This is a genomic window from Peribacillus sp. NPDC046944 (assembly GCF_050272735.1).
Classification (GTDB): domain Bacteria; phylum Bacillota; class Bacilli; order Bacillales; family DSM-1321; genus Peribacillus.
Window position 1 is genome coordinate 97,586 of sequence record NZ_JBNNML010000008.1, and the last position, 15,915, is coordinate 113,500.

Sequence of the window (15,915 nt, forward strand, 5' to 3'; positions counted from 1 at the left end):
TATAAATGCAAATGTCGTTTGTTTAGACTTATATGGGTACAAATTCAGATTGCTGGCTGTTTCTTGGCAGACCGATGTCAGCCATGGTAAGTAACCCGGGTTTTCGAATCGCATCAATCTGTTTAGCTGTATTAATAACCATGGAGGCTGTAGCGGTATCGCCGAATACTCCATTTGGTATGATTAATCTCTGTGTTTCGTTTCCTTCAATAATAATTTCATCCTCTTGGTTAATTCCTACAGACATGGTCAAGTCCAAGCAGATTTCCTTTCCGGTAGAGGTCAAAGCTCTTGATACTTGGTGTAGCCCACTAACCGCCCCTTTTTTTAGAGACGTAAGTGGAACGGTTATATCTTCGGTGGCAATTGTTGGCTCAATGGTATTATTTATACTGGTAAGTTCCCAATCTAGCCCATATGCAATTAATCTAACAGATTCTTCAAGACCAACATGCCCGATCTTATCCTGTTCAGCCAGTGCCTCAAATTCTCCTTTTGTCATACCGATTCCAACTTTTCTTTGTAAGGGGAGGCGGCGTTTCGAAACATCCACTTTACGATTGACAAGGACTCTGTTTACCGTTGTAACAACCGTTGAAAAACAGATTGCCATGGTATCCATGATGAAACCTGGATTAATGCCAGTCCCGATGACACTGAGCCCTTTACTCTTTGCATATATATCTATCTCCTTTGCCAGCTCAGGATAGCGCTGCCACGGGAAAGAAAGCTGTTCACAGGTAGAAACCACTGAGAACCCATGATCTAAAAGTTCCTTGATTTGCGGCCAAACGTGGTTTGCATTGGAACCGGTCGCATGAAGGGCAATTGGATGCTCTACACTGGTTTTTACTTCATGAATACTGGAGACCACATGTACATCCATTTTATTTTCATTTATGATCAGCCCAATATCCTTTCCAACCTTTTGGGGATCAATATCTACAGCACCAATAATCGATTGAGGATTTGTAAGATATGCACTACGCAGAATTTCCATGCCGATAGGACCCAAGCCAAATACGGAAAATTTCGAAATACCACTTACCATTTATTTATCATCCTTTCAAATGTTGTATAACCAAATGCTAACATTGAAGGGAACATAACAAAAATAGTAAATTTTTATATACATATAAACCTTGATTATAAAAGGGACAAGTTGTACTTACTTTAGTTCTTTATCCTTATAACTCACAACGAAGCATTAGATTGGAGGGTATGTATGATTTGATTTATCAAGAAAGGTGTATGTTCGCTACTTTTCCAAACAGCTGATATTGAGCTAGACAGATTCATATTTTCGATGTTTAAGGCCTTCACCTTTTTAGTTCCTAACAAATCAATCATATCTTTGGGCATGAGGGCAACACCTAAATTATTTGAAACTAGGTTTGCAATCGTTAATAGCTCGGATCCTTCACATAATTTTTTTGGAGAAAACCCAGCAATCGAACATGCCTTTTCCAAAAGAAATTGAAGAGAGTGGGCTTGTACTGTATGATAATGAATAAAGGGTTCATTCTTTGCCTCAGTTAAATGTATGGATTCTTTTTGAGCTAACCGGTGTTCAAAAGAAACGACTAATTGCAATGGAGATTTGTTGAATTCAATCATATTTAGCCCTTCATTTGTCAGTATATTGGCATGTATGGGTGTTCGGATAAAACCAATTTGATATTTTTGCTGTTTGACTAGCTTGACTGCTCTTGCGGAGGTTGTCTCTTGAAGATCCACTTCTACTTCAGGAAATTCAATACGTATCCTTTTCAATAAATTTGGTATATAAATACTTGCTGCTGATGGTATTGTGGCAATTTTTATTTTTGGTTTGGGGACAATTTTGTTTTCAACGATATTGCTAACTGTTTTTTCGATGTCATCGAAGGAAGGAGCGAGCTTCTTGTAGATATATTCCCCTTCTTCAGTCAATGTGATTTTTCTTGTTGTGCGATTTAGAAGCTTAAAACCTAATTGTTTTTCAAGTGATGAGATTTGTTGGCTTAAGCCAGGTTGGGAGATATGAAGGATCTTGGAGGCTTTGCTGAAACTAAGGTGGTTTGAAACCTCAATAAAATAACGTAGGGATAGGAAATTGATAAAATCACTCCTTTTTGTTTAAGTGGTATCAGAATAACTGGATACAGCCAATAAGAAGGTATTTTATAATCAATAGTTATAAGTTTATAACAATAATATATTTCTCAAATGCAAGAGTCAATATTATCTTTAAAGAAGGGTGTAAAAAAACTGAAAATTTAGTCAAATATTAAGTTGGTTAAAAAAACGCGCGTTTATGACTGTAAGGATATGGGTTAAATTCCCATATATAAAAGGAAGGAAATTAGAGTTGGTCACAGAATACTATTAATATCGTCGCATTTAAAGATGATGAAATTGAAAAAGGAGGGATTTTTGTGAAGGGATGTAAAAGCCTTTTTTTATTCGGAATGATCATGTCCTTACTACTTATTACTGCTTGCAGTAAGGGGAATGAAGGGGCCTCTGGAGACGAAAGACAAAACTTGAGTCTATTAACAGGTGGGACTGGTGGTACATATTACCCACTCGGTGGTCAGATCGGAAATATCATCACGGATAATACCAATGCGAATATTACACCACAAACCTCCGGGGCTTCTGCAGAAAACATGGAAACCTTAAGAGCTGGAGAAGCTGAGATAGCTTTCTCGCAAACGGATATTGCTGCATATGCAGTTGAGGCCAAAGAAATGTTCAAGGGGAACCCCATTGATAATATCCAGGCAATTAGCTCTTTATATCCAGAAACTGTACAGCTTGTAACAACAGCTAAAAGTGGGATTAAATCAGTGGAAGATTTAAAAGGAAAGAAAGTATCGGTCGGTGCCCCTGGATCAGGTGCATACATTAATGCCATGCAAATTCTAGCACTTCATGGGTTATCAGCTAAAGATATAAAAGCCCAAAACCTCTCCTTCGACGAGTCAACGGACGGAATACAAGCTGGGAATATTGATGCAGCATTTATAACAGCAGGTACTCCAACTGGTGCAGTAGAGGCACTTTCTGTTCAAAATGATATTGTTGTCCTACCAATTGCGGATGAAAAGATTAAAGAGTTGGTTAAGAAATATCCATATTATGCGGAGGATACCATTCCGAGCGGCACTTATAAGATTAAATCAGATGTAAAGACCGTTGCCGTGAAAGCCATGTTGGTTGTAAGAAAAGACATGGACAAAGACTTGGTGTACGAAATGACTAAGGCTATTTATGACAATACAGACAAAATCACGCATGCAAAAGGAAAATTAATTACGGCAGAGACGGCACTTGAAGGATTAGGGGAAATGGAGTTGCATCCTGGTGCAGCTAAATATTTCGAAGAAAAGGGAATTACCAAATAAATGCTACGATAATCGATAGTTCGCTATCGATTTCGTTGTTTCTTGAAGTTTGGAGGTTTCGATGAGCAGCAATTTTTTTAAGAGATTCGTGTTTTTTATTATCCCTCTATTTCTGTTCAGTGCTTTACTTGGTTTTATACCATATAAACAAGTCCTTGCGTTTTCCTATCAAGATCAAGAAGAGTTGTTGGCTTATTTACCTTTGAAAAGAGAAAAGACGTTTCAAATAGAGTATACACATTCCATTCACCTCTCGGACGTTCTTGAAACCTATCAGCTATCAAGGGACTCCATTAAGCAAACCGAGCTGGCATATGAAGACTTTGCTGTAGGTATGCCTTCTAATGCAGAGGGAGAGGAAGTGTTTGAAGAAAAAGATGGTGTGTATCATATCAAAAATATGAATCGAACATTTGAATATATTGATTTAAGAATAGGGCAGGTTGAGGCCAATCATCGCTTAATCTATAGAAAACAAACTGTATTATTATCACGATTTATTAAGCCGGGAACATGGATCAGAATTTCAACTAAAAAAATTTCCTTTTGGGAGCAATTGGATGGGGTGAATATCAATGGATGATGATAAAGGAAAAGTGCAGTACTTAACGGAGGAAGAGCAGCAGAAACTTTTAGAGAAATACGATCCTGAAGCAGGGACCAGGAAATTAAAAGGCATATTGGGGTATATTGCTTTTTTCGGTCTCTTAGCATTTTCTTTATTCCAATTGTATACAGCCATCTTTGGGGTTTTTACAGCACAAATTCAACGGACGATTCATTTAGGTTTCGCGCTATCTTTAATCTTTTTATTATTTCCTGCAAATCGGAAGAAACGCCAAAAAGGCAAGCTTCAAATAGCATGGTACGATATGATTCTAGCAGTATTAAGTATCGGAGTCGGAGCGTACTGGCCCTTGTTTTTCGACGATTTGGTCATGAATGTCGGTCGTTTAGGTGCGTTGGATTTCACGGTTGGTTTACTGGCCATTTTACTGGTGTTAGAGGCAACGAGGCGTGCAGTAGGGATACCTATAACGACTATAGCGGTGCTATTCATTTTATATGGTCTATTTGGTCAATATATGCCTGGTTTCCTTTCGCATCGCGGTCTAACTTTTGAACGGATGGTCCAAACGATGTTTTTCTCTACAGAGGGGATTTTAGGAACACCGCTGGCGATTTCATCTACCTTTATTTTCCTATTTTTACTATTTGGTGCCTTCCTTATACGAACCGGGGTTGGTCAATATTTCAATGATCTCTCAACTGCGATTGCAGGTAGAAGAGTCGGCGGACCTGCGAAGGTTGCCATTTTTTCAAGTGCATTACAAGGAACAATCAGCGGTAGCTCGGTAGCGAATGTTGTCACTTCAGGGTCATTTACGATTCCCATGATGAAAAATCTGGGTTACAAAAAGGAATTTGCTGGGGCAGTAGAGGCATCTGCTTCAACAGGTGGACAATTAATGCCACCGATAATGGGAGCGGCAGCGTTTCTAATGGTCGAGTTTATTGGGAATGGCATCACGTATTGGGATATAGCAAAAGCAGCCACCATTCCAGCCATTCTTTACTTTACAGGGATTTGGATCATGACCCATTTTGAAGCAAAAAGGCTTGGATTAAGGGGATTGACGAAAGAAGAAATGCCGAACAAGAGAGAAGTGATAAGAAAAGTTTATTTATTGATACCAATCGTTGCTATCGTTCTCCTTCTGATGTCGAATATAACAGTTACACATGCCGCATTGTATTCCATTCTTATCTCGATTATTGTAGGGTTCATTAACAAAGATGTACGGATGAAATTTAGTGATATCATTCATGCCTTAGTAGATGGGGCTCGAACGGCATTGGCAGTAGCGGCTGCAACGGCTAGTGCGGGTATTATCGTAGGGATTGTCACAAAGACAGGACTAGGTCTAAAGCTGGCGAATGGATTAATCGATTTGGCTGGTGGCTACTTAATACCAACACTTATGCTTACAATGGTCGCGGCCTTAGTATTGGGAATGGGGTCACCGACAACTGCTAACTATGTAATTACCTCTACCATTGCGGCACCTGCCATCATTTTACTGGGTGTACCGGATTTATCCGCGCATCTATTCGTTTTCTATTTTGGGATTATTGCAGATATAACACCACCAGTGGCACTAGCCGCTTTCGCAGCAGCCGGGGTTTCTGGTGGAGATCCCTTAAAGACGGGGATCCAATCGTCTAAATTAGCCATAGCGGCCTTTATTATTCCTTACATTTTCGTACTATCCCCACAAATGCTGATGATTGATTCAACTTGGATGGAAGTGGTATGGGTCGTTTTTACGGCAATGACTGGAATGATTGCTATCGGGGCCGGGGTCATCGGTTATTGGATACGCGGAATGCATTGGTTAGAAAGATTCCCAGCCATTATTATCGGCTTACTATTAATTTATCCTGAAACCATTACGGATATCATTGGATTAGCTTCCTTTGCCGTCTTGCTTGCTTTCCAATATTTCAAGAAGCAAGACAAAAGGAACATGCCGACCATTTTAGATAATAATCATAATATTTAGGTAATGGACTGAAGACACTAGACGGTGGCTTTTACCCAACTACATCATTTATCAGTTAAGGAGGTGAGTGTGTAATATGAGGTTGAGCCACCGTCTTTAATTTATATAGTTTATAATTTTGATGTTTAAAAAGTCTGAAGTCTACTTGAGTTATCTCCATGATAAACATAGGAACTGTCTCCAACTTTAGAATCTTAACCAGAAGAAAGGTATAGGTTTTTCTAAGTGAACAGGATTAATATCCGTTTTGAAAGGGGACTTTATATGACCTATTTTAAGAGTTTAATTATAGCTGTTTTCAGTATCTTTTTAGTTGTCTCTACCGTTATTGCAAGTGTGCCCGGGGTAGATAAGTCAATGAAGCAAGGAACAAAAAAGGGAATCGTTTCGGTTTCCCATCCCATAGCAGCGGAAGCTGGTAGAAAGATTTTAGAGCAAGGCGGAAATGCTGTTGATGCAGCAGCAGCCATTCAGCTGTCATTAAATGTAGTGGAACCGATGATGTCGGGAATTGGCGGAGGGAGTTTCATCATGATTTACAGTAAAGAGGAAGATAAAATTACGATGATTGATAGCCGTGAAACGGCTCCAAAAAACGTTACACCTAAACTTTTTCTAGATAAAAACGGAAAAGTTATACCTTTCAGTAAACGTCATATTACAGGAAAGGCGGTAGGGGTCCCTGGAACCTTAAAGGGAATGGAAATGGCTCTTGAGAACTATGGCACGATGAGTTTATCAGAAGTAATAAATCCTGCGATCAAACAAGCGGAAAAAGGAGTGAAAGTAAATTGGTCCGCAGCTCAATATATTGATGAAAATAAAGCGAAGCTTCTAAATAATCCTGCAGCTGCCAAAGTGTTCATTCCCGGGGGAGAACCATTAAAAGAAGGTGATAAGCTCATCCAACCGGATCTTGCCAAGACATTCAAAATTATTCAGAAACAAGGGCCGGATGCACTTTATTCAGGGGAAATCGGTGAAGCGCTTGTCAAGGAAGTTAAAAAACGAGAAGGCGTCATGACCACGGATGATTTGAAAAGGTATGAGGCGAAAGAAAGGGAACCGATTCGATCGAATTATAGGGGATTTGAAGTCGTGGGTGCCGCTTCGCCGAGTTCAGGTAGTTTGACGGTCCAACAAATTTTAGAATTGATGGAAGGGTATGATGTGAAGGAGATGGGAATTAATTCCCCTGAATATCTTCATTATTTAACGGAAGCCATGCATTTGGCATTTGCCGACCGTGCAGCATACATGGCTGATGAAGATTTTTATGAAGTTCCTAAAAAAGGGCTTTTAGATGAGGAGTATATAAAGGAAAGAAGAAAACTAATTAATCCTAATAGATCAACTGCAGAAGTAAAAGAAGGAGATCCATGGGAATATGAAGGAAAAGAACCTTCTTCCATGCCAACTGTGGTGGAGAATCATCCTGAAGGTCAAACCACCCATTTCTCGGTGATGGATAAGTGGGGGAATATGGTGTCATATACGACAACGATTGAACAAGTGTTCGGTACGGGCATAATGGTACCGGATTATGGTTTCATGCTAAATAATGAAATGACAGATTTCGATGCTACACCGGGAGGCGTTAATCAGGTAGAAGCAGGAAAACGCCCTAGAAGCAGTATGTCACCAACTTTTGTCTTAAAAGATGGAAAACCTTTTCTTGCCTTGGGCTCTCCTGGGGGAGCTACCATTATTGCATCTGTGTCTGAGACCATCATGAATGTAATCGATCATGGGCTACCAATCCAAGAAGCCATCTTATCACCTCGTATATACTCTGCGAACTATCCCACTGTACGATGGGAGCCGGGAATTGAACAAAATACAAAATTGGAGTTAATGGCAAAAGGTCATGTCTATGAAGAAAAACCTCAGCATATTGGAAATGTGCAGGCCGTCGTATTCGATTATGAAACGGGAAAAATGTATGGTGGGGCGGATAATACGAGAGAAGGAACAGTTCTTGGAGTAGATAAGGGATACTATAAGTCGAAAAAAGCTCCAGAAATTAAAGAAGAGAAGCCAGGTCCGTTCACATTAAAAGTAAATGGTGTACCTTTTCCGTATACAGCTAAACAAATGAAGATAATAGATGGTAAGCCTTATATTCAATCGGATAAATTGCTACTTGGTTTAGGCGTAATAGGCACAAAAGATTTAAAGACATATAAACCAGATCAAAAATCATTCCTACCCGTTTTAAGGGTCGGAAAAGTAACAGGATTTAAAGTGGAGTGGAACGAAGAAGATAAAGTAGTATTATTGGAAAAGGATCCAACTGATTACGAGGATATAGACGATGATGGGTCCATCACAAACTAAGTTGATTAAAAACCCTCCATTAAAGCCAGCCATGCTTTTATGGAGGGCTTTTTCATGCCCAATGATAAGGAATGGGTCCTGGAAACATGGTCATATTTGTCCAATTTGAAAAGGAACAAGGAGCAATGAAACAAGGGGGACGATCACTAATTCGTTTTGTTTTTACCTTTGGTGGATAATGTATATAATACGGGTAACAACCAATTGAAGGGAGACTTATTATGAATGAATATAAAGTGACAGTGAAGAATGGTAGTATGGTAATTCTTACAGATGTTATTAAAGCTGAAGATGAAAGGGAAGTTCTGGGTACACTATTGATTAACAGTGAATTGTTCAATCAACCATTTACAGATATTAAGATTCTAGAGCGTTAACAAATAATACAGTAGGTGATAGTATGTGTGGACGATTTACCCTTTTTACGGGCATTGAAGAAATCATTGATCGCTTTGATATACAAGCTGCTTTTAATGAAGAGTACCAGGCTAGCTATAATGTAGCTCCGACGCATTCCGTTCTATCTGTCATTAATGATGGTACTAAGAACCGGTTAGGGTATCTCCGATGGGGATTGATTCCGTCCTGGGCTAAAGATGAAAAAATTGGCTACAAGATGATAAATGCCAGGGCCGAGACAATTGCCGAGAAAGTAAGTTTCAAGAATGCTTATAAAAAGAAACGGTGCTTGATTCTTGCCGACTCCTTTTATGAGTGGAAGAAGGATCCTGAACGTAAAATACCAATGCGGATTAAACTTAAGAATAATGATCCATTTGGAATGGCAGGTCTATGGGAATCATGGAAATCACCGAAAGGTACGGTTTATTCTTGTTCAGTTATCACCACGACGTCAAATGAATTGATGACAAGCATTCATGATCGTATGCCGGTCATTCTTAATCCTGAAGATGAAAAGGTTTGGCTTGACCCGACCATTCAGAATACGAACTATCTCCAACAATTCCTAAAGTCTTTTGACGCCGAACAAATGGAAGCGTTTGAGGTATCATCGGATGTGAATTCTCCTAAAAACAATTCCTCCAACCTCATAGAACGGATTTGTTGAGAACTTTTATAATGTAAAATAATATACTGCATATTTTGATGGAAATCGGTCCATAACAAATTCTAGCCTATTGAATTTCTAAAAAGTTGTTATAAAATCTTGTTAACAGAAAAAACAAAAAATATCTCTGTATTTGCGACAATCCGGTGTAAACCGGTATTATTTTCTATTTCAATAAGATGAATGGGGGTGTAAAGCATTCATATCTAGTTAATTCAACCTTAACTCTTGCAGTTAGGGTTTTCATTTTGTTTTTACGTTTGTAGTAAAATTCAAATCAAGGATGTTCACTATTATTTAGATATCGCACACATATTAAAATAGTTATATATGGGACAAGCCTTTAAGGTGAAATATTAGTTTGCTTCGGGACACTTGCCTTATTGGATGATGATGAGCGCAGGTGTGTAAAGGCAATTATCATCAATTAATTTCGGGGAATGCGTGAGTTACTGGATAATGGCCTCGAGTGGTTGGAAAAGGAAACGTGGCTCCCAGTCTTAGGTGTGTTACCTTATATGGACGTGAATATTGAAGCGGAAGATTCTTTAGCACTTTCTTCCTTACGTTTTAAAAACCCTAAAAAAGAGGAGTTTTCGCTAGATGTCTCCTCAATTAGATTTCCGCATATCTCTAATTTTACAGACCTGGACCCATTCTTTGATGAACCTGATGTCCGGGTGGTGAGACTAGTAAAAAGTGCAGACGAATTAGGACCCCTGACCTCCTAATTTTACCGGGCACGAAAAAATACTATGGATGATCTAGCTTGGTTAAAGGGTGTTGCTCTAGACAGGACTATCAAAGAATTAAGGGAACAAGGGACGATGATATTTGGGGGCCTGTGGTGGTTTTCAAATGCTTGGATTGAAGATTCTTGATCCTGATGCTGTAGAGGGCAATGAAGGAACTGCGATAGGACTTTCTCTTCTCCCGGTTCAAACCGTTTTTCATAAAGAAAAGATAATCGTCCAAATGGAGGGGATACCTTCCTCAGTAGTCATTGAAGGAGATATGAAGCTTACTGGTTTTGAAATACACTTAGGGAGAACAACATTAGAATCTTCAAGTGTAACTCCTTTACTTTTGTTAGAGGATGGAAATAGCATGGATACCTATTTTCATGGCATCTTTCATAATCGTCTGTTTACTAGGTCCATATTTAATCAAATTCGTCGGGAAAAAGGGTTGGATGAAATAGAGGATAATGTGCAAAGTGATTCTGAACGGAGAGAGGAGGCGCACGAACGCTTGGCTGCCCATTTGGAAGAAAATATTGATATGGATACAATCTATCAATGGCTGCAAATCGAAAATTAAAAATGACATCTGGAAATATAATGGTTACATACTCTAGTAGAAGAGAGTCTAGAGTATGTAATTTTGTAATGGAAAGAGCTCTGTTGTTTTTACTGATAGCTTATTGGATCTTGGTTATGTAAAAGTAAGTTGTGTAGCTTATCAAGTTCTTGGCTTATATGTAATGTTTTTGGAGCGGTGAATCCATGGTTTAAAGCTGTATAGATTAACTCCTTCCTCAAAATTTCTATTTTTGTATGTAGTAGTTCCATACTTTCCAATGAAAATCCCTCAAGTTCTTATACTTTTTTGTCATGTATCTATTATTACATAAATTAGGATGACTTGCCGGTATTTTGCTTCAAATCATTTTCTACCATCAAAATGAATAAGATAAGGATTAAATTTCCTTTTTTCGGCCATATTAAGTGACAGACCTTTAGTTAATATGGTATGGTGTGTTTTCTACATACTTTATAGAATTAAAAGGATGAGGTGTTTTGATATGAATAAAACAGAACTAGTCACAACTGTAGCAGCACAAGCAGAATTAACAAAAGACGACGCTAAAAAAGTTGTGGATGCATTGTTTGAGACAATCACGACTACGCTAGCCAAAGAAGAAAAAATCCAATTAGTTGGATTTGGTACATTTGAAGTACGCGATCGTGCAGCACGTACTGGTAGAAATCCGCAAACAGGTGAAGAAATACAAATTGCAGCTAGCAAAGTTCCTGCATTCAAAGCGGGTAAAGAATTAAAAGAAGCCGTAAAATAAGGGGTTCCCTTTATTTTCAAATCTCTGGAGTTAGTTAGTCTCTAGAGGTTTTTTTGTTTTTTAATTGCTACATAAGTGGACTTTTATTGATTTAGAGCATAAAAACAGGCCCTGATTTTCAGGGCCTGTTTATTAGTTTAATTAAAGTTTGTTTACGTTTGTTGCTTGAGGCCCACGTTGACCTGATTCTACTTCAAATTCAACTTCCTGGCCTTCTTCAAGAGATTTATACCCTTCCCCTTGAATAGCTGAGAAATGAACGAATACGTCGTCTCCATTTTCACGCTCGATAAATCCAAATCCTTTGTCACTATTAAACCATTTTACTTTTCCACGTTCCATTTAAGTACCTCCTAGCATGGTAAAACCTGCATTATTATCTTACATCATTATAATATCCATTTTAAAAGCATTTAAACTTAAAAAATAAATTTCCTTCAAATAAAGGTAGATCATTTCTTTACTTTTTCTTCTTATATGGAATGAACTCAGAGATGAAGCATTTTTTTGAACGTTATAAAATGAAATGTAATAAATTCCATTCGTAAAATGATTGTGTGTAATTATTTGTATATTTTCTTTGCGAGAAAAATAACTTACATGATTGTCGATTGAGTAACTCCAAACCAGTAGCACCAGCTCCGCATCCAATATCCAGAATCTTTTTTGAATCCAGCGGTACGAGATTAACAATTTCAGGTCTTGGATGAACGTAATAAGTTAGATCAACTTTCCACTTATCAAGAAATCTCTCCCGTTTAAATGATACAAATGTTGGATGTTGATATCTTGATTTGCTGTAAAGGTGGCATGGCCATGATGATGTACAAATGAATCATAGGCTATTCTCAATTGATAACCTTCTATAAGTGTACGAAGACATAAATCGTCATCCTCAAAGGAACCATATTCAAACCGTTCGTCAAAACCACCGATTTTATCAAGCACTTCTTTTTTCACTAGTAAGCAAAATCCTACTAGACGCATGACTTGCTTAGATTTGCCAGCATTTTTTTGACAGAAATCCGCTGAAAAATCATCGATTCCGTCAATGTCTATATAATCCACTGCAATTTGCTGTGGGCCACTTACATAATTACTCACGGGTCCGACCATGCCTATTTTTTCGTCACTGTAAAGCAAGGTGAGCATGGATTGTAGCCAATTTTGTGTCACGATTGTATCATTATTTAAAAATAAAACCGTATCGCCCGTTGCGATATCAAGCCCTTGGTTACAGCCTTTTGCAAACCCGGCGTTCTTTTCATTGAAGATGGTCTTTAAAGAGGGAATACTTTTTAAATGGTCGACTGTCCCATCTGAAGAGCCATTATCAACGACGATAATTTCTATATCTTTGTCATCGGTATGTTTTTTAATGCTGGTAAGGCACTGTTTGGTTAAAGGTAATTCGTTATATGTGAGAATAACAATACTGGTTTTCAGTATTACCTCCACCTTTCATAGTTAATATTCAATTAAATATATGTGGGCGTTAAAGATTTAGTGAATCCTTCCAGGTGTTCGTTAAGCGACATAGGTGGAAAAGATAGAAATTTCTTAGGGCAAGATTCATGCATCCACCTATAATTCGCACTTGACAAATGGGTTTAATGAGCTTAGTATTTACTTACAATTACTAAGACTGCTGACCAGATTACTGGAGGCTTCCCATTCAAGTGGATGGAAAGCCTTTTACATTTTTATGCCTTTGAATGATTAAATTCATAGGGGAACAAAGGACGAATCAAAGGAGGAAAGAAATATTGGGGATATTGCTTGAAAAGACTTTAGAAAAGAAAAAGTTTCTAATTGATCAATTAATAAGTAAAGGCATTTATAAAAAAAATAATATACATCTTTATGAATTAAGGTTATGTGAATTAGAAGAAGAGTATCTTAAAATTCAAATCCAAGAAAATAAATAGATTATGGACGTGGAAATACATGTAGGTATTTTAAATATGTGATAAAAAAGGAGAGGGTTGTGTGGGGGATACGATAAGGAAGGGTATGGAAGAAAGACGAAAAAAGTTAATTAATAAACTGAGTATCGCTTATCAAGATGAAAGCATGAAGCAACTGTTGAAGTTATCTTTAACTGAATTAGAAAATATGCATAGCAAACTTTTGTTAGAATACCATCCACATAATGATGTAGGTTCTCTTCGCTGGTCGAAAAAGAAATAAAGTCATTTTTGTAAACGCTTTCTTACTGTGTCTGGATAGGTAGCATCCATTAAGGATGCTGCTTTATTATTTGTTCCGAACGATGTATTTGCATTCTATTTCGGCTTTCCTTTGTTTTTAAAACCATGTATAGTTATCGTTATATAATTGAATATTTTGAAAGTTCAAATAGAAAGAAGGGGAAGCATGAACTTATCGATCTCTGAAATGTTCATCGGGCAGATTGCAAGGTTGCAACGTACATTTAGTATTTCAGACGTAAGGATATGTAGTGAATTAACAAATGACTATAGCCCGATTTATCAATTGAATAAAGAGGAGTGGAAAAGCAATTACGACCAGCCAGTCATTCCTGGTCTCCTAACGGAAGGGTTAATCACCCAAGTGATTAGTGAAAAACTTCCGGGTAGTGCCTGTGTTTTATTACAAAAGGAATTAATCTTTTATCATCCAGTGCACGTTGGTGATTTAATTACGGCGGAACTTGAAGTAATTGATATTAATATCGATAGAAATTGGGTTACACAAAAGGTCACTTGCTATAATCAAACGGGAATCGAAGTGATTAAAGGACAAGTTGTGATTCTACTCTTAAAAAACGATCAAGTTGTTTTGTGATGTATATGGAAAAAGTGATAAATGAATTAAAAAGTTGGGGCTCAATAGAAGTGAACCTAAAAGGGAAAGTACTTGGTGTTAGTCCAGATTTTTTAGAACATTTTAGTGTTATGAAGGATGATGTAATAGGTAAATCAATCATGAATATCATTCAAACCTCTCTGAAAAGTCCTTTAGAAAGTCGTGATCCGAGGAAAGTCTTCTCTGGTGTCATTTTTGGACATGCGTGTTTTATTAAGATTACTAGAAAAGATCAAAATAACGTTTATCACGTCATCATACGGCAAGAAGAGTTAGAATATACCGATTTGTCATTTTATGCAAATGCATTGGAAAAATACAAAAATAGGAAAAAATCCAGTGTTGAAACAAATCAGTATGATTTCGAAGGGATTATAGGAAATAGTCCTGCAATCGAACGGATTAAGGAACTTGCGGCTAGAATTGCAATAAGCAATTCAACTGTACTCATAACTGGGGAAACGGGAACAGGAAAAGAACTGTTTGCTCAAGCAATACACGGTTTGAGTACAAGAAAGGCCCACCCTTTCATACCCATAAATTGTGCTGCCATTCCGGACGAATTATTTGAATCTGAGGTCTTTGGGTACGAACCTGGTGCCTTTAGTGGAGCAAAAAAGGAGGGGAAGCCAGGGAAAATAGAATTAGCTCAGAACGGTACGCTTTTCTTGGATGAAATATCAGAGCTTCCTTACCAGGCCCAAGGAAAGCTTTTACGTGTTTTGCAGGAACGGGAAGTAGAAAGACTGGGTGGAACAGGGAGTAAAAATATCGATGTTCGCATTATTGCGGCAACGAATAGGGATTTAAAAACGCTCATACAAGAAGGAAAGTTTCGTCAGGATTTATATTATCGTTTGTATGTGTTTGAATTGAAACTTCCATCATTGAGAGAGCGAAAGGAAGATATTCTTCCATTAGGCTATTATTTTATCAATCACTTCAATAAGATTTTAGGATGTGATGTAAGGGAGATAGATCCCACGCTTCAAGAATGGTTGACTTCCTATAATTGGCCTGGGAATGTCCGTGAGTATCAAGCATTTATCGAACGCGGGATGAATTTTGCTGAGGGGGCGACATTGAAAATGGATTCTTCACTTCTGGCTCCTCACATGAATGTGCGAGACTCATATGACGGCTCAAAAGAAAACGCTTACTTTGGGAGTTTGGATGAAGTGGTAAGAAATGCTGAAGCATTGGCTATCCGGCGTACATTAAAGGAGTGTGGCGGAGATCGTTCTTTAGCCGCTCAAAAACTTAAGATTCATATTGCGAGCTTATACAGAAAAATATCGAAGTATAACCTGAAATAGCATGGTTATTAAATGGTTTTTACACAAAGGGGCTGTCTAATAAGTCCTTATTCCAGTGAATTTCGCAAAAACAAAGAGGCAGAAATGTTGTTAAATCAACGTTTCTGCCTTTTACTATTTATTCAATTTCGGTGTAATTACACCTTTTGGGACAGCCCCTTTGTATTTCGCATTTCTGTTTTGCAAGTTTGCGAAAAGTAGTGAAACTGATAAAATAGTTTTCTTTTAAAACGCTCTAATGCACAAATCCATCTTGGCACGCATCTTGCAATATAGAATAACAACAAGGGAGAATTTCCTCTTCCTTTTTAAGAGGGATGAAACGATATGCAGA

Annotated in this window: 18 protein-coding genes; 13 read left to right on the forward strand and 5 right to left on the reverse strand. The window is 37.9% G+C overall.

Translation table 11 applies throughout. The annotated features are described in order from the left end of the window. Window positions 1-28: 28 nt before the first annotated feature. Window positions 29-1,051: a hypothetical protein gene (locus tag ACQKIC_RS15450; protein ID WP_427591859.1), complete on the reverse strand. Its 1,023-nt coding sequence runs from the start codon at window positions 1,049-1,051 to the stop codon at window positions 29-31. Between the two features lie 143 nt (window positions 1,052-1,194). Continuing rightward, a complete protein-coding gene (locus tag ACQKIC_RS15455; RefSeq protein WP_427591907.1) occupies window positions 1,195-2,100 on the reverse strand; it encodes a LysR family transcriptional regulator in 906 nt (301 codons plus the stop codon). A gap of 317 nt (window positions 2,101-2,417) precedes the next feature. On the opposite strand from ACQKIC_RS15455, the gene ACQKIC_RS15460 reads away from it, so the two are divergent. The 8 genes from ACQKIC_RS15460 to ACQKIC_RS15495 all read left to right on the forward strand — a co-directional run bounded on the left by ACQKIC_RS15460 (window position 2,418) and on the right by ACQKIC_RS15495 (window position 10,679). Further along, window positions 2,418-3,389, forward strand: a complete 972-nt coding sequence (locus ACQKIC_RS15460) for a TAXI family TRAP transporter solute-binding subunit (protein ID WP_427591860.1) — start codon at window positions 2,418-2,420, stop codon at window positions 3,387-3,389. A gap of 61 nt (window positions 3,390-3,450) precedes the next feature. Beyond that, window positions 3,451-3,972, forward strand: a complete 522-nt coding sequence (locus tag ACQKIC_RS15465; RefSeq protein ID WP_427591861.1) for a DUF1850 domain-containing protein — start codon at window positions 3,451-3,453, stop codon at window positions 3,970-3,972. Beyond that, complete coding sequence (locus ACQKIC_RS15470) at window positions 3,965-5,953, forward strand: TRAP transporter permease (protein ID WP_427591862.1); 1,989 nt, start codon at window positions 3,965-3,967, stop codon at window positions 5,951-5,953. Before ACQKIC_RS15465 ends, ACQKIC_RS15470 begins: the two co-directional genes overlap by 8 nt. Before the next feature lie 264 nt (window positions 5,954-6,217). Next, on the forward strand, window positions 6,218-8,290 hold the full coding sequence (gene ggt, locus ACQKIC_RS15475) for a gamma-glutamyltransferase (protein WP_427591863.1): 2,073 nt from the start codon (window positions 6,218-6,220) through the stop codon (window positions 8,288-8,290). A gap of 221 nt (window positions 8,291-8,511) precedes the next feature. Then, window positions 8,512-8,667, forward strand: coding sequence for a hypothetical protein (locus ACQKIC_RS15480; RefSeq protein ID WP_427591864.1), 156 nt, complete (start codon window positions 8,512-8,514; stop codon window positions 8,665-8,667). Between the two features lie 23 nt (window positions 8,668-8,690). Next, on the forward strand, window positions 8,691-9,359 hold the full coding sequence (locus tag ACQKIC_RS15485) for an SOS response-associated peptidase (protein ID WP_427591865.1): 669 nt from the start codon (window positions 8,691-8,693) through the stop codon (window positions 9,357-9,359). 440 nt (window positions 9,360-9,799) lie between these two features. Beyond that, complete coding sequence (locus ACQKIC_RS15490; RefSeq protein ID WP_427591866.1) at window positions 9,800-10,090, forward strand: hypothetical protein; 291 nt, start codon at window positions 9,800-9,802, stop codon at window positions 10,088-10,090. A 127-nt stretch (window positions 10,091-10,217) separates the two neighbouring features. Beyond that, complete coding sequence (locus ACQKIC_RS15495) at window positions 10,218-10,679, forward strand: hypothetical protein (protein ID WP_427591867.1); 462 nt, start codon at window positions 10,218-10,220, stop codon at window positions 10,677-10,679. Between the two features lie 89 nt (window positions 10,680-10,768). On the opposite strand, the gene ACQKIC_RS15500 is transcribed toward ACQKIC_RS15495, so the two are convergent. After that, entirely contained in the window at window positions 10,769-10,930 is a 162-nt protein-coding gene (locus tag ACQKIC_RS15500; protein WP_427591908.1) for a Spo0E family sporulation regulatory protein-aspartic acid phosphatase, read from the reverse strand. 233 nt (window positions 10,931-11,163) lie between these two features. Here ACQKIC_RS15500 and ACQKIC_RS15505 point away from each other — a divergent pair, with 233 nt between their 5' ends. Next, complete coding sequence (locus tag ACQKIC_RS15505) at window positions 11,164-11,436, forward strand: HU family DNA-binding protein (RefSeq protein WP_402872569.1); 273 nt, start codon at window positions 11,164-11,166, stop codon at window positions 11,434-11,436. Window positions 11,437-11,577: 141 nt separating this feature from the next. On the opposite strand, the gene ACQKIC_RS15510 is transcribed toward ACQKIC_RS15505, so the two are convergent. Together ACQKIC_RS15510 and ACQKIC_RS15515 are read right to left on the reverse strand one after the other, a co-directional pair. Beyond that, entirely contained in the window at window positions 11,578-11,778 is a 201-nt protein-coding gene (locus ACQKIC_RS15510; protein ID WP_402872572.1) for a cold-shock protein, read from the reverse strand. A 378-nt stretch (window positions 11,779-12,156) separates the two neighbouring features. Next, a complete protein-coding gene (locus ACQKIC_RS15515) occupies window positions 12,157-12,882 on the reverse strand; it encodes a glycosyltransferase family 2 protein (protein ID WP_427591909.1) in 726 nt (241 codons plus the stop codon). A gap of 320 nt (window positions 12,883-13,202) precedes the next feature. Between ACQKIC_RS15515 and fbpA the strand changes: the two genes are divergently transcribed. The 4 genes from fbpA to ACQKIC_RS15535 all read left to right on the forward strand — a co-directional run bounded on the left by fbpA (window position 13,203) and on the right by ACQKIC_RS15535 (window position 15,581). Then, on the forward strand, window positions 13,203-13,364 hold the full coding sequence (fbpA, locus tag ACQKIC_RS15520; protein ID WP_402872581.1) for a Fur-regulated basic protein FbpA: 162 nt from the start codon (window positions 13,203-13,205) through the stop codon (window positions 13,362-13,364). Window positions 13,365-13,425: 61 nt separating this feature from the next. Next, a complete protein-coding gene (locus ACQKIC_RS15525) occupies window positions 13,426-13,626 on the forward strand; it encodes a Fur-regulated basic protein FbpA (RefSeq protein ID WP_427591868.1) in 201 nt (66 codons plus the stop codon). Between the two features lie 186 nt (window positions 13,627-13,812). Then, complete coding sequence (locus ACQKIC_RS15530) at window positions 13,813-14,244, forward strand: hypothetical protein (protein ID WP_402989540.1); 432 nt, start codon at window positions 13,813-13,815, stop codon at window positions 14,242-14,244. Window positions 14,245-14,249: 5 nt separating this feature from the next. Continuing rightward, the gene (locus ACQKIC_RS15535) at window positions 14,250-15,581 is read left to right on the forward strand and encodes a sigma-54 interaction domain-containing protein (protein ID WP_427668686.1); all 1,332 of its coding nucleotides are present in this window, start codon (window positions 14,250-14,252) and stop codon (window positions 15,579-15,581) included. Window positions 15,582-15,915: the final 334 nt, after the last annotated feature.

Bases quoted from the DNA above. Each gene is read 5' to 3' on its own strand.
- ACQKIC_RS15450 (WP_427591859.1), bottom strand. From the start codon at position 1,051: ATGGTAAGTGGTATTTCGAAATTTTCCGTATTTGGCTTGGGTCCTATC.
- ACQKIC_RS15465 (WP_427591861.1), top strand. From the start codon at position 3,451: ATGAGCAGCAATTTTTTTAAGAGATTCGTGTTTTTTATTATCCCTCTA.
- ACQKIC_RS15470 (WP_427591862.1), top strand. From the start codon at position 3,965: ATGGATGATGATAAAGGAAAAGTGCAGTACTTAACGGAGGAAGAGCAG.
- ggt (WP_427591863.1), top strand. From the start codon at position 6,218: ATGACCTATTTTAAGAGTTTAATTATAGCTGTTTTCAGTATCTTTTTA.
- ACQKIC_RS15480 (WP_427591864.1), top strand. From the start codon at position 8,512: ATGAATGAATATAAAGTGACAGTGAAGAATGGTAGTATGGTAATTCTT.
- ACQKIC_RS15485 (WP_427591865.1), top strand. From the start codon at position 8,691: ATGTGTGGACGATTTACCCTTTTTACGGGCATTGAAGAAATCATTGAT.
- ACQKIC_RS15490 (WP_427591866.1), top strand. From the start codon at position 9,800: ATGCGTGAGTTACTGGATAATGGCCTCGAGTGGTTGGAAAAGGAAACG.
- ACQKIC_RS15495 (WP_427591867.1), top strand. From the start codon at position 10,218: ATGCTTGGATTGAAGATTCTTGATCCTGATGCTGTAGAGGGCAATGAA.
- ACQKIC_RS15500 (WP_427591908.1), bottom strand. From the start codon at position 10,930: ATGGAACTACTACATACAAAAATAGAAATTTTGAGGAAGGAGTTAATC.
- ACQKIC_RS15505 (WP_402872569.1), top strand. From the start codon at position 11,164: ATGAATAAAACAGAACTAGTCACAACTGTAGCAGCACAAGCAGAATTA.
- ACQKIC_RS15510 (WP_402872572.1), bottom strand. From the start codon at position 11,778: ATGGAACGTGGAAAAGTAAAATGGTTTAATAGTGACAAAGGATTTGGA.
- ACQKIC_RS15530 (WP_402989540.1), top strand. From the start codon at position 13,813: ATGAACTTATCGATCTCTGAAATGTTCATCGGGCAGATTGCAAGGTTG.
- ACQKIC_RS15535 (WP_427668686.1), top strand. From the start codon at position 14,250: ATGGAAAAAGTGATAAATGAATTAAAAAGTTGGGGCTCAATAGAAGTG.